The following is a 14,549-nucleotide window of genomic DNA, read 5'->3' on the forward strand; positions in this document are numbered from 1 at the left end:
TTTGTATTTATCTCTATTTTCCAATGCGGGGGGTCGGGACAAGTTTTTGCAAAACGGTTTCATGGGTGCAAGATAGGAAAAAAGTTATTTACCTAAAAATCCAAGAAAAGATGAAACCACGAATTACACGAATTACACAAATTAAATTAGTGTAATTAGTGTAATTCGTGGTTTCATCTACATCCTTATCCCAATCACCAGCACATCATCAAATTGCTGGCGGTTTCCTTTCCATTTTTCAAAAGTCTTTTTCAGGGTATCGTGTTGCTGATCCAGGGAGAGGGGTTGAATATCGAGGAGTAATTGTTTGAGGCGTTTATTCAAAAACCTTTTGACGCCAGGACCGCCAAACTGGTTTGCATAACCGTCTGAACATAAATATAAGGTATCATTTTTTTGTAGAGACAAGGCATGTTGAGCGACAGCGAAATCCCGATTCTGTCGGGGCCTCGTCTCTACACCTTTGATCTCTTGCAGGCTGTTATTTCTGACGAGGTAGAGAGGCCTTCGCGAACCGGCAAATTGCAATTTTTTGTGTTTTTTATCAATAACACATAATGCTACCTCCATAGCAGCCCCCCTGCCTCCCACAATGCCGGCCCGATGTCCATTAGACACCGTCCTCCCCGAAGAGGGGACTTTGCCAGCACTTTTGCCAAGCCCCCCTGCCTCCCGCAATGCTGGTTCGATGTCCATTAGACTTCGTCCTCCATCAGATTTAGAAAAAACAGATTCAAAACCAATATTGAGTAATTTCAAAACTTCAGCAGGATCTTCAATACCTTTTTCAATAATTGTTTGATTCAAAAGATTATTTCCGATCATAGATATGAATGCTCCCGGCATACCTTGTGCCGAACAATCACAAGCGGCTACAAAAGCTTTGCCGTTTCTTTCTGTAAACCAGTATAGGTCCACACCAATAATATCTCTTGGTATGAATAAAATGAAGGATTCAGGTAAAAGGGTACCAATATCCTTTAATGAAGGCAGCATAGCCTGTTGTATATCCCTGGCATAGTTCATACTATCTGTAAAATCCATATTTTTTTGCCTGATCTTTGCCTGTGCGTTTTTTATTTTGGTTATATCCGAATCAATGGCTACCAAATTTTTAACCTTCCCGCGAGCTGTTAATATTGGAGTGAGCGTTGTTTGTACCCAGAGCGCTTCACCTGTTTTGGTATAGTTCAGCGCTTCATAAACTACCGAATGTTTTTTTTCAATACATTCACTTATCAACTGTTTAATGTTGGGATTGTGACTCGTATCAATCAAGTTGTATCCCTTTTTTGCTTTAAATTCTTCAAGACTATAGCCGGTTAATCGTGTAAAACTTTCATTTGCCCATTCTATATTTCCATTGGCATCAGTTATTATCACACCGTTATCAGTTTTACTGGCTACAATAGAGAGCTTTTCGAGGTTTATATTGACTTTTTGCAGCTTTTCCTTTTCTTTTTGAAGTTGTTTGGTATGTAAATCTACCTTCTCTTCCAGTATTCTTTTTACTTTGATCAAATTTCGTTCACGTAATTTAATAAAAAGAAAAATCCCAATTATAACTGCTAAAATATACATACCATAAGCCCACTTTGTTTTCAAGGGATGATTGGTGATAGTAAAGCTAAAGGTGGTAGGCTCCCGGTTCCAGAATCCGTCATTGTTACACGATTCTACTTTAAAGGTATACGATCCGGGCGGCAGGTTGGAATATACTGCCTGGTTATTAGAAGTGCGTGGCGCCCAGTCTTTATCAAAATTTTCCAGTATATAAGAATACCTGACTTTATTCGGATTGGTAAAACATATACCTATGAATTCAAATGATATGTGGTTTTGATCATAAGGTAACACAGCGTTTTGTGGTAACAAAGTATCTTTTAGAAATACCCTATGACGGATAATTTTTGTTTTTGCCTCAATCAGATTGAGCTTATCCTTTTGAGGCAGATATTTAATAGCGCCTTTAATTGTACCAAACCATAAGTCGCCTTTGCTGTCTTTTAACACAGCATTGGTATTGCATTCAATGCCCAAAAAACCTTCTTCTTTGCCGTAATGCTTAAATTTCTTTTGCAATGATTTTTTATAATAATCAATATCCAGCTTATCTATGCCTTTGTTGGTTCCTATCCATAAATTTTTATCATCATCAAAAATTATAAAATAAACTGTATTTGAACTTAGACCATCCTCTTCAGTGAAATTAATAAAAGAAGCCCCCCCCGATGGGGGGGCTTTGCCATCGCTTTTGCTACTTGAACGCTGCGATCTGCCAGGTAGTTTCAGCCGCGGGCGGTTTGCTTTGTACAGGGGTAGGTTCGCCATCAACTGACTAACACCACCGCCATAAGTACCAAACCACATATTACCTTTATCATCTTCCAAAATGGTAAAAACATAATTATTGCTTAAGCCATCTTTTTCTGTATAATTAATAAAGTGTTGGGGAGACCCTTTTGATGTTTGATGTTCAATGCCTGCCCCGTAGCGAGGTACGAGCGTATCGGGGTTCGATCTTTGATGTAGTGGATCACCCGGTATAAGTTTACTCACACCTCCCTTAGTGCCAAACCAGAGGTACCCTTTGCTATCCTGGTAAATGGTTCTTACTGTATTATTTGCCAGGCCATCTTTTTCTGTATAATAGGTAAATTGAGGCGAAGGATCTCTACCTTTGTTTTGGCTTACATTAAGCTTAGTAACACCACTCTCATAGGTACCAAACCATATATTACCTTGGCGGTCTTCAAAAACGGTATAGACCAAATTATTACTTAAGCCCCCGATGCAGTTGATACTGCCATCGGGGCAAGTATCTTTTTCTGCATAATTGATAAATATTGGTCGAGATCCACGACTTTTATCCCGGACAAGCTTACTCACACCCTCCCGGGTAGCTATCCACAGATCTCCCTTACGATCTTCAATTATCTGCCTGACCTTATTATGGATTAAACCATCGTTTACACTATAATTCGTATAATGTAATTTATCAGGGTCATATTTACTGATCCCACCATAAGTACCAAACCAATAGCTTCCTGATCTATCCTCAAAGATTGAAAAAACCATATTATCAGCTAATCCTCCCTTTTCAGAATAAATGGAAAATCGCATGCTTTCAAACTTACAGATCCCGGCTCCGGAAGTACCAAGCCATATATTGCCTTCCCTGTCCTGGAAAATTGATAATATTTCATCACTGCATAATCCTTCAGCGGAGGTAAATTTATTAAACCGGTATTGGCCCCTCCCTTTACTTTGTTCGTAAAGAGTTTCCCGTGACAACATGCACACTCCCCCTCCATCGGTGCTAAACCATAGATTACTACTTTTGTCTTCTATTATAGCCCATATTTTATTATTACTTAGACCATCACGTACAGTAAAGTTGATAAATTGATAATCCGGGTGTTCATTTGGGTTGTATTTGGTAAGGCCACCTCCAAATGAACCAAACCAATAATTGCCTTTACTGTCCTGAATGATAGAGAAAACCGGAAACTTGTTTATTGCTTGTTTTCTGGTAATATTAACAAAACCAATTCTCCTGTAATATTTATAGACGCCATTACCGGTTCCAAATACCAGGTTTCCTTGTTGATCTTTTATTATTGAGAAGATGTTAATACTGTATAGGCCATTTTTTTCATTATAATTATAAAACCTTTTACCGTCAAATTCGCTCACCCCACCACCATCAGTACCAAACCAGAGATGCCCTTTACTGTCTTCACATATCGCCCTGACATTATTATTACATAATCCATCATCTGTAGTAAAATTAATGAACACAGGCGGTAAATTTTCATTATCACTTGCTATCAGCTTGCTTAAGCCTCCACCTGCAGAGCCAAACCACAGATTGCCTTTACGATCTTCCAGAATGACATTGATACTGTTTTTAACTAAACCATCCGTTGTATTATAATTTACGAACTTGATCCCGTCAAATTTGCTTACACCCCCGCCATCAGTTGCAAACCACAGGTATCCTTTATTATCCTGGCAAATAGCATATACACTTGACTGAGACAGACCGTGTTCTACCGAGAAGTTCCGGAAATTGTAGCGCTGAGCTTTTAATTTCACCCCGTTAGATAAGATTAATATCAACAATACAATAATATAATAATAGTGCGAAAAACTATTAACCCACTTCGCTTTCAAAAATAAATATCTCACGGGGTGAAGATTGAATCCCGATAAAATCGGGAGAAAATTGAAGATTAATAATATGGAAACGAATTTCTTCATTGCTGCATGAATGTACAATAGTATTATTTGGTGTAATTGGCAAATAAATATGCGTAAAGCTATTTAAAAAAGTTGACTTTTTTGGTGTTTATTAGCTTTTTTTATTTAGAATAATAATATCTGATTAACCGATAACCAATAAACCGGAATTTTCATATATTTACCCCGTTAAATCTTTACCCTTCGGGATCCAAGTAAAAAGTAAAAAGTAAAAAGTAAAAAGGAAAAAGGAAAAAGTGAAGAATAATACTTTTTAATTTCTAATTTTTACTTTTAAATTTTTAATTTTTAATTGTTCATTGCCCTAAACACGTCACTTCAAAATGTTCAATAAATTTACTCTAAATATTTTTTTAATACTCGCCCTGATCGTTCTTCTCGGATGGTTGTTTTCTAATATAGTCATATACTTTGTAGTATCTATCATTTTAGCTACCATTTTAAGGCCCCTCACTGAACGGATAAGCCAGATACAAATTTTTAGAGTAAGGTTTCCAAGGGCATTGGCTGTACTATTATCATTTTTAGTGTTTGTATTTGTGGTAGGGCTCTTTGTGCTGTTATTTGTTCCTCTTGTCTCTGAACAGGTACAAATCATCGTTAATATTGATTTTGACAGATTGACCGAAACTATTCTTATTCCGGTCAAAGCAGTTGAAGATTATTTAATTCAATACCGGATCATTGAAGGTGAACAAGGATTTCTTGACAACATCCGCGAAACTATAATTTCATTGGTACGCAGCCTGGATTTTAGCGAGATATTAAATTTCATATTCAGCTTTACCGGCAATCTCTTCGTAACTGTTTTAGCTGTATCTTTTATAACCTTTTTCCTTGCCTATCAAAAAGGACTTCTTCGCGATTTATTCCTTGCTATGGTACCAAACCAATATTTTGAACTTACTATTAGCGCCCTGAACAAAATAGATAAATTGCTTACGAATTATTTGCTCGGATTGTTGTCCCAGATGTTTGCCGTATTCACCATAGCCGCTTTGGGCCTTACTATAGTGGGGGTAAAATATGCAGTCACTATTGCGGTATTTGCCGCCATTGTGAACTTGATCCCATATATTGGGCCCTTATTAGGAGCATTATTTGGGATCATTGTAGGCCTTTCAACTTTATCCTTTGCAAATTTTGGGAACGAATACTGGGTATTGATCCTGAAAATCGTATCCGTATTTGCTGCCGTTCAGATCACTGACAATATCATTTTTCAGCCTGTTATCTTTTCAAAAAGTGTAAAGGCACATCCTTTGGAGATTTTTGTAGTGATCTTTGCCGGAGCAGCACTGGCAGGTCCTGTTGGCATGATCGCTGCAATTCCTGTTTATACTATATTGAGGGTAACGGTTGTTGAATTATGGAAAGGGTACGAGAGTTATAGTATTTTTAAGAAAAGTAAAAAGTAAAAAGTAAAAAGTTAATAGCAGTTAAAAACGGTTAAAAATGGTTGCAATGGAAATCCCATTTCAAAAAGTAACCGGTATTAACCGATATTAACTGAATTATTGTTTAAATACTCAACATAAATGTTGAGGTACAATAACTCAACAACTTAACAACTTAACTTTCATGGCATTAAAATGTGGAATAGTCGGACTACCAAACGTGGGTAAATCAACCTTATTTAATGCTTTATGCAGTACAAAAGCAGAAGCATCAAACTTTCCTTTCTGTACCATAGAGCCTAATTTGGGCATAGTGGCAGTACCTGACCAGCGGCTTGATGTTTTAAATGATCTGGTAAAACCCAAAAAAACAACGCCCACCACAATTGAATTTGTAGATATAGCAGGCCTCGTAAAAGGCGCCAGCAAAGGAGAAGGATTGGGTAATCAATTTCTCGGCAATATTCGAGAAGTTGATGCCGTCATTCATGTACTCAGATGTTTCGAAGATCAAAATATAGCGCACGTTTCCGGCAATATTGACCCTGTGGCAGATAAAGAGGTGGTTGATACTGAACTTATGTTAAAGGACCTGGAAACAGTTGATAAAAGGATAAATAAAACAGAAAAAACCGTTAAAAGCGGAGATTCGGAAGCCAGGAACAATCTTGAAGTCTTATTAAAATACAAATTGCACCTTGAAGCTGGAAAACCTGCACGAAGCATTAGCCTGGATAAGCAAGCAAGGCAAGCTGTTGATGATCTTTTTTTACTTACTGAAAAGCCGGTAATCTATGCTGCTAATGTAGACGAACAGACCATCATTAATGGTAACCAATATGTTAAAACACTGCAGGAAGCCGTAAAAAGAAGTAGCAGTAGCAGTTCGCCCTCCGTCCCTGATAGCAGTGAAAGTATAATAACAATCTGCGCATCTATTGAAGCCCAGATCGCTGAATTAAGTGATGAAGAAGAAAGAAAGATGTTTTTAAAAGAATATGGACTGGAAGAATCGGGTTTATCAAGACTGATCAGGGCTTCTTATAAATTGCTGGACCTGGCAACATTTTTTACTGCTGGTGAAAAAGAAGTTCGTGCCTGGACTATCAATAGAGGCAGTAAAGCACCACAAGCTGCAGGCGTCATTCACAGCGATTTTGAAAAAGGATTTATTAAGGCTGAAGTTATTAAATTTGGCGATTTTCAGCAATATAAAAGCGAATTAGCATGTAAAGAAGTCGGTAAAATGGCTATTGAAGGGAAAGATTATGTAGTGGAGGATGGGGATATTATATTGTTTAAATTTAATGTATAAAATGAAATAAAGTTCAGAGTTTAGAGTTTCAAGTTTCATGAATGAGTCCACTCTAATAAGTCCAAAAAATAAAAATGCCACCAAATCACCAAAGCACTAAATCCCACAAAACCCTGAAAATCAATTAGTTAATTTTTAGTGGGATTTTGTGTTTTTGTGCTTTTGTGGCAAAAAAGACTTTTTAGAGTGAACTCACGAATTAATTAACGGAATTATGCGATTATTTTTTAAGCTTTTAGCTAAAATAAATAAGATAATACTGCCAAAGTACGTTCACAAAGACCTGAATAAGCTAAGTACGTTTGATAAGATAATAATTGGGTTTAAGTATTGGGTGAGGATGAATGCAATGAAATAAAATGGGCATTATAACCCCATGGGAGTCCCACTTCCCGTGGGGCTCCCAATAGGGGATTATGGCAATCTTCATTCGGAGCCCCACTTGGAGTGGGACTCCGATGTACGGAAATGACCATAATCCTCCCCATTTTCATGCATTATATAATGAATACCATGCAATGATAGAAATAGAAACAGGAGAAATTTTAGCCGGTAGTCTTCCATCAAAACAACATAAATATATACAGGTATGGGCAGATATTCATAAAGAGGAATTATTAAAAAATTTTTTGGATTTGAGAGCTGAAATTCAAACATATAAAAAGATCCAACCTTTGATATGAAATGGATAACTAAAATATTAAATGTATCACCTTACGCGATTAAATGTAAGTGGAATGATAATAAAATCAGAACCGTTGATTTAGAAGATTTTATTAAAAACAAAGCTAAGAATCCTCAAAGTAGTTATTATCAACTTTTAGATAAAAAAAGATTTTGTGAAGTTAAATGTGATGGAATTACTTTGTATTGGGAAAATGGAATTAAAATGAAAGATTTAGACGGAAAAACCAAGCCTGCATCCCTTGATATTGACCCAAATGTGGTTTATCAATTGACAGTTGAACCTGCAAAAGAAATAGGCAGTTGACAATTGACAATTGACAATACTGCCCACTGCCTACTGCCGACTGCCGACTGCCAACTGCCTTAACTGCCAACTGCCGCTGCCTACTGCCTTCACTCCCCCTTATAATCCCTTGAAACATACCCTAATAAAAGGTCGGCATGGGTACCGATTGGTCTGTAATAAACCAGGATATCATAAATATTTTCTGTACTATAATAACTTCCTTCAAACCAGGTTTCATCTAAGCGGTGTCGGGTGTTTCCACCAGGTATAGTGGAAGGAAGTGTCTCGAAAAGTTTGATCACATATTTATAATTATAATACCCCTGTTTTAAGAAGGCCTGCCCTGTGTATTTCATCGTTTCAGGGTAATAAATCATCTGAAAGTCATTGTTTAATTTCCAGTCTGACAAGCCACCAAAAATGTAAACATTGCCATTCGCTTCTTCAGGAGAATGTAATATAAAATTCACGTAAACGTAATCTGCATCGGTTGCCGGGTTTCCAGGTTCATAAACGTCAATAATGTATTTACCGTTTATGTCAATTTCTTCACTATACACTTCATTACTTCTGGATTTACTAGTTAGCAGCGTTACAAGATTTTTTTCATCCGTAATATCTATTTTTTTCAAATTACGACCTAAAAACCGGATGCTTCTGATATCAAAAAACCTGTGCTCATTTCCTCCTTCAAAGTTGTTTTCAAGATCAAAGAAATTATATTCCAATAGTTTTTGTTCTTCTCTGACGTAGTTGGGTTTGAGGTTATAAATGGCATTATCCCAGCGATGGTTCTGCCTGACGACTACTTTTATTTGTTCCCTGGGATCAATGATCTCATAATTCTGGTAACTTATATTAAAGTTTACCTGTTGCATGGAATTTCTTTCTGCGATCCCGGTTGAAAAACCAATTTCAGGCACTATTCTTATTTTATTTTGATACACCATGAATCTCCTTGAAATGATCAGATCGTGCTCATCATCTTCTCTATAGATCAATAAGACATAATTGCCGGGTAGCTTTACTTTAGGCAGCTCAAATTTATAATGAATATATTGTACCTTGGTATTAATTGATAATTGGTAATCTTCAATGAAAAATTGGTTATAGTCATAAAGATACTCCATTTCATTGAGCAGCGAAACAGACCAATCTATGTTACAATGTATGATCTTTGCTTTGTAGTTATAATAGTCGTTATCCAATTCATCAAATTCTAATATTAAAGGTATATTTTGATCTATCGGACTCAATGGCGGGTCCAAAACATCATTTGGGGTATCGTAAAAGGGATAAAAAAGTACGGTTTTGATATTGTTTTCATAGATATGATCATCTGTACGGATTCGTTTTTCTTTATAATAGGGTAGTTCAGTATCAGTAGCGCTTATTTGCTGGCTGAAAGGTACGCAGGAGGGAAGAAGGAAGCAAAAGCAGAGTAATACGGTATCATTGTTACAGTGTATCATTGTTTCATTACTCGAAACTCGAAATTCGAAATTCGAAACTCGAAACTCGAAACTCGAAATTACAGTGAATACAAAGTACATGGCACATAGCGTTAGACACACTGCACTTTACTCACAAGTTTTTTTTGAAATCTAATGATATTACAAATTTAAGAAAAAAATATAAAGTTCAAACTTTTTTAAATATATCTAACGGGGTAAACAGATATTACATACTTTTGCCTTATGAAAATTATTATTGCAGGGGCCGGTGATGTAGGTACTCATCTTGCAAAACTGTTGAGTGGCGAGAAACACGATATTGTTGTGATTGATCCGGATGTTGATTTGCTTAAACAGGTAGAATCTCATACCGATCTTTTAACAATTGAAGGTTCTTCTACTTCTATCCATATTTTGAAAGAAGCGAATGTAAAAAATGCAGACCTGGTGATAGCTGTTACTAATTCCCAGGCTGTAAATACGTTAACGGCAATACTGGCGAAAAACCTTGGTGCAAAAAAAACCATATCAAGGATCCATCATTCAGAATACCTGGACCGAAAAGATACGGAAGCATTTAAAAATCTGGGCATTGATCACATGATCTACCCCGAAGAGTTGGCTGCATCGGAAATAACAGGGTTGCTTAAAGAGACTGAAGCAACCGATGTTTTTGAATTTTCAGGAGGAAAATTGGTAATGCTGGTGTTAAAATTAGAAGAAAATACCCCTATTATAGATATGACATTACGCCAGATAGCGCTGGAAAATCCACATTTGAATTTCAGGGCTGTGGCAATACACCGCGATTCACAAACAATTATTCCTACCGGTATTGAAAAGTTTTTAGCAGGTGACCTTGTTTGTGTGCTCACACATCCGAAAGGGATTGAAAAAATAAAAGACTATATAGGCAAAAGAAAAAAAATGAAGATGCAAAATATTATGATCCTGGGCGGAAGCAGGATCGGAATAAAGACAGCAAAGAAGCTTGAGGGACATGGAAACATAAAATTAATTGAGATGAATAAAGAAAAAAGTTTTGAATTGGCAGATAAGCTAAAAAATACCCTGGTAATCAATGGCGATGGCAGAAATGCTGAATTGATCACTGAAGAAGGTATTAATAATATGGATGCCTTTATTTCAGTTACCGGGAATTCCGAAACAAACATTCTCTCTTGTGTGTTGGCTAAAAAATATGGCGTAAAAAAAACCATAGCGCTGATAGAAAATATTGACTACATAGACATTGCTCAAAAGATGGGTGTCGATACTTTGATTAATAAAAAAATGATCACTGCAAGCCATATATTTCAATATACGATGAAGGCCGAAGTAAAAGAATTAAAATACCTGCACGGTATAAATGCAGAAGTATTGGAATTTGTTGCAAAACCCGGTTCCAAAGTTACAAAAGTTCCTATCAGGGAGTTAGAAGTTCCCGAAGGTGCGATCATAGGTGGTATCGTAAGGGGAGATGAAGGTTTTATAGCAATGGGAAGTACGAAAATAGAGGAAAATGACATGGTAGTGGTTTTTTCGCTCCCGGATGCAGTTCATAAGATTGAGCAATACTTTAATTAATTGTATCAGAATTTCAATGTTTATTGCTTATGCTAAATTACAAAATAATTCTCAACGTATTAGGCTTCTTACTTATTTTGAATGGCATCCTGATGCTTTTTGCATTGCCGTTTTCACTCTATTATAAATCGGGCGATGTATCAGCAATTTTAACATCTGCCATGATAACTGCCCTGGTAGGCGCTGCATTGTGGTTTTCGACTAGAAAAAATGAAAATAAAAATATAGGCAAAAAAGAAGGTTATCTCATTGTAAGTTCGGGTTGGTTAGTAATTTCACTGTTTGGCGCTTTACCTTATTTGATCAGTGGCGCTATCCCAAATTATACCGATGCTTTTTTTGAATCAATATCCGGATTTACTACCACCGGTGCATCCATTCTAAATGATATAGAGGCACTGCCCAAAGGCGTACTATTCTGGAGAAGCATGACGCAATGGATAGGCGGCATGGGAATTATCGTACTTTCACTTGCTATCCTACCCTTCCTGGGTATTGGAGGTATGCAGTTATTTGTTGCAGAAGTTACGGGTGTAACCACTGATAAGCTCCATCCTCATATAAAAGAAACTGCAAAAAGATTATGGGGGATCTATGTACTGCTCACAATAATTCAAACCGGATTTTTACTGTTTGGAGGTATGGATCTGTACGATGCTTTTTCACATTCATTTACTACAATGTCAATAGGGGGATTTTCCACAAAACAAGCTAGTATAGCCTATTATAGCCCTTTTATACAATATGTGATCATAGTTTTTATGTTTCTTGCAGGGATGAATTTTGCACTTCATTATTTTAGCTTGAAGCTTAACTTTAAAAAGATATGGACAAACGAAGAATTTTGGTTTTATAGCCTTATTGTTGGCGCTTTTACGCTTATTGTTACATTGGGATTGTATGTAGGTAAGCACACCGGTTTAGAGCAGTCTTTCAGGGACGCATGTTTCCAGGTTGTTTCCATTGTTACCACTACTGGTTTTGTTACTGCAAACCATCAAAGCTGGTCCCCGCTTTTAGGATTTTTGATCTTTGCACTCATGTTTATTGGCGGATGTGCCGGTTCTACCGCTGGAGGTATAAAAGTGGTACGCCACCTGCTTTTATGGAAGAACTGTATAGCAGAGCTTAAACGGCTTTTACATCCCAATGCAGTAATTCCTGTTAGATTAAACGGCAAGGCAGTATCGGTACAGATCATGTCTAATGTGCTGGCTTTTTTCCTGTTATATATCATTGTATTTGCTTTTGGTTGTGTTTTTATGTCTATGTTGGGGCTCGATTTCAAATCTGCAATCGGTTCAGTCATTGCATCTTTGGGAAATATAGGGCCTGGCATCGGTTCAGTAGGCCCCGTAGACAACTATCACCACATACCCGATTTAGGTAAATGGTTTTTATCATTCCTGATGATACTTGGTCGGCTTGAATTGTTTACGGTGTTGATCTTGTTTAACAGGGGATTTTGGAGGAGGTGATATGGTTATATGGTCATATGGCTTTATGGTTATATGGCTTTATGGTTATATGGTTATATGGCTTTATGGTTATATGGTTATATGGCTTTATGGTAACTAAATTGCCAGCAATTAAGCAGCGAGTTTAAACCTATGAGATTAGAGACGCCCAAATTGGGCGTCTCTAATCTCATCACAAACCATTTAACCATATAGCCATATAACCATTTGTTGATTAATAACGAAAGAATCTATTTATTACTAATTAATGTTGCAAAACTAAATTGTTGCTACACTAGTGCTTGCTCTTCCAAAGCTGATTAAAAGATTTTTTAGGAAAAACAGGCATACTTCTTCTTTTTCCCCAGTTCTTTTTAAATAGTGCACCAAAAATCCTATCTTTAATGCCGGTGCCTGCAAAATTCATCAGCTTTCTGTTTTTCACGCCTTTTTTCCAGAAGAAGTATCCAAATTTTTCGTACTTAGATGACGAGCCTTCTTTTACACTTTCTTTTCTGTTCAGCAGTAAAAGATTATGAATGTCAATCTTAACAGGACAAACCGTTGAGCATGCTCCACAAAGGGAGCTGGCGTAACTTAAGTGTTTGAATTTTTCGAAGCCCTCAAAATGAGGAGTGATAACGGAGCCTATAGGGCCGCTGTAGGTAGTAGCATAGGTATGGCCTCCGATGTTTTTATAAACCGGGCATACATTGAGGCAAGCTCCGCAACGGATACAAGATAATGCCTGTCTTTTATCACTTTTAGCTAATAGTTTTGTCCGGCCGTTATCTAATAAGATCACATACATTTCTTCGGGGCCGTCATGCTCATCGTTTTGTCTTGCGCCTGTAAATATAGTGTTATAAACCGTTAGCCACTGACCCGTCCCGCTGGCTGCCAGGAGCGGCCAAAACAGAGCGAGATCAGAGATAGATGGAATCATTTTTTCGATGCCCACCACAGCTATATGTGTTTTTGGAAATGTAGTTGACAATCTTGCATTACCTTCATTTTCGGTAATGGCTACACCTCCTATATCAGCTATGAGAAAATTCCCACCGGTAATACCAATATCAGCATTTATATATTTTTCACGTAATAGCTTTCGGGCTGCAAGTGTCAGCACACGTGCATCATCTGTAGGAGGAATATTAAGTTTTTTATGAAACAAATCGGAGACATCTTTTTTAGAGAAGTGCATTGCCGGGGTGACTATATGGTAGGGTTTCTGTCCTGCCAACTGTACAATATATTCTCCCAGGTCTGTTTCAACAGTTTCAATACCGTTCGCTTCCAACGATTCATTGAGGTCAATCTCTTCAGTGGTCATAGATTTTGATTTGACCGCTAAACCCGCACTTTTTTTTTCGAAAATAGCCAGTATTTCTTTGGTTGCTTCCTGCTTATCCTGCACCCAAATAAGTTTACCCCCATTTTTTGTAAACTTTTTTTCAAATTCAATAAGATAGCGATCTAAATTATTGATGGTTTGAGCTTTTATCCAGGCAGCCCTTTGCCTGGCCAGTTCATAGTCAGAAAACTGATGCACACCCACTTCAACAGCATCATTATATTTACCTATATTGAAATTGATCTTTTTACGGTGATCTTGATCGAAGGCTTTAGTTTCAGCGGCTTTTAGGAATGAATTTAACTTAGTACTTCGTTGCATAAATAATCTTTTAAATTTTCTGTCAGGAATACTGCACGTTTGAAGTCCATTTGTTTCTGTCCGGTCAGCATTTGCTTCATTTCTGTAAAAGAGTTCCAATAGGATACTTTGTCTGTCGTTGGTTTGGCATCTTCTTTTTCAGTCGCTTCATTTATTTTCCGAGTGTCAATAATTGTAACCTTGTCGGATTGTAAAGTTGTTAACGTGTCAGCCGTAATGGTCTGCTTGTTTTCATTTTTTTTGTCTTTGTCTCGGTTGAGTACTACAAAAGCTGTCAATGCAGCAGTTAGTGTCAAGAGTGTCGAAATTGTTGCAAGTGTTTTTATTTTCATTTTTGGCATCTTATAATCAGTAGCTCAATATTTTTTCAAAGTTAAGCAATTTCTTTAATAGATATTGCTTTATTTTTATTTATAATCTTGATTTAT

Annotated in this window: 10 protein-coding genes; 6 read left to right on the forward strand and 4 right to left on the reverse strand. The window is 37.0% G+C overall.

All coding sequences use genetic code 11. The features are described from left to right. Positions 1-177: 177 nt before the first annotated feature. Entirely contained in the window at positions 178-4,263 is a 4,086-nt protein-coding gene (locus tag FVQ77_12235; protein MBW8051082.1) for a PAS domain S-box protein, read from the reverse strand. 323 nt (positions 4,264-4,586) lie between these two features. Here FVQ77_12235 and FVQ77_12240 point away from each other — a divergent pair, with 323 nt between their 5' ends. The 4 genes from FVQ77_12240 (at position 4,587) to FVQ77_12255 (ending at position 7,966) form a co-directional block, all read left to right on the forward strand. Then, positions 4,587-5,681 (forward strand): AI-2E family transporter, encoded by a 1,095-nt coding sequence (locus FVQ77_12240; GenBank protein MBW8051083.1) that lies wholly within the window; start codon positions 4,587-4,589, stop codon positions 5,679-5,681. 163 nt (positions 5,682-5,844) lie between these two features. Beyond that, positions 5,845-6,975 carry a redox-regulated ATPase YchF gene (gene ychF / locus FVQ77_12245; protein MBW8051084.1) on the forward strand — a complete coding sequence of 377 codons (1,131 nt, stop codon included), beginning with the start codon at positions 5,845-5,847 and terminating at the stop codon, positions 6,973-6,975. 458 nt (positions 6,976-7,433) lie between these two features. Next, positions 7,434-7,658 (forward strand): DUF4160 domain-containing protein, encoded by a 225-nt coding sequence (locus tag FVQ77_12250; GenBank protein ID MBW8051085.1) that lies wholly within the window; start codon positions 7,434-7,436, stop codon positions 7,656-7,658. Then, positions 7,655-7,966, forward strand: coding sequence for a DUF2442 domain-containing protein (locus tag FVQ77_12255; protein ID MBW8051086.1), 312 nt, complete (start codon positions 7,655-7,657; stop codon positions 7,964-7,966). The genes FVQ77_12250 and FVQ77_12255 overlap by 4 nt, the downstream gene beginning before the upstream one ends. A gap of 89 nt (positions 7,967-8,055) precedes the next feature. Here FVQ77_12255 and FVQ77_12260 read toward each other — a convergent pair whose 3' ends face one another. Beyond that, the gene (locus FVQ77_12260; GenBank protein ID MBW8051087.1) at positions 8,056-9,501 is read right to left on the reverse strand and encodes a DUF5103 domain-containing protein; all 1,446 of its coding nucleotides are present in this window, start codon (positions 9,499-9,501) and stop codon (positions 8,056-8,058) included. A 144-nt stretch (positions 9,502-9,645) separates the two neighbouring features. On the opposite strand from FVQ77_12260, the gene trkA reads away from it, so the two are divergent. Next, positions 9,646-10,989 carry a Trk system potassium transporter TrkA gene (gene trkA / locus FVQ77_12265; GenBank protein MBW8051088.1) on the forward strand — a complete coding sequence of 448 codons (1,344 nt, stop codon included), beginning with the start codon at positions 9,646-9,648 and terminating at the stop codon, positions 10,987-10,989. Positions 10,990-11,018: 29 nt separating this feature from the next. Further along, a complete protein-coding gene (locus FVQ77_12270; GenBank protein ID MBW8051089.1) occupies positions 11,019-12,467 on the forward strand; it encodes a TrkH family potassium uptake protein in 1,449 nt (482 codons plus the stop codon). Positions 12,468-12,741: 274 nt separating this feature from the next. Here the strand turns inward: FVQ77_12270 and FVQ77_12275 are convergent, their stop codons facing one another. Then, positions 12,742-14,121, reverse strand: coding sequence for an iron-sulfur cluster-binding protein (locus FVQ77_12275; protein ID MBW8051090.1), 1,380 nt, complete (start codon positions 14,119-14,121; stop codon positions 12,742-12,744). Continuing rightward, positions 14,100-14,453 carry a hypothetical protein gene (locus FVQ77_12280; protein ID MBW8051091.1) on the reverse strand — a complete coding sequence of 118 codons (354 nt, stop codon included), beginning with the start codon at positions 14,451-14,453 and terminating at the stop codon, positions 14,100-14,102. Before FVQ77_12280 ends, FVQ77_12275 begins: the two co-directional genes overlap by 22 nt. Between the last annotated feature and the right edge of the window lie 96 nt (positions 14,454-14,549).

The sequence above is a fragment of the Cytophagales bacterium genome (assembly GCA_019456305.1).
Taxonomy (GTDB): domain Bacteria; phylum Bacteroidota; class Bacteroidia; order Cytophagales; family VRUD01; genus VRUD01.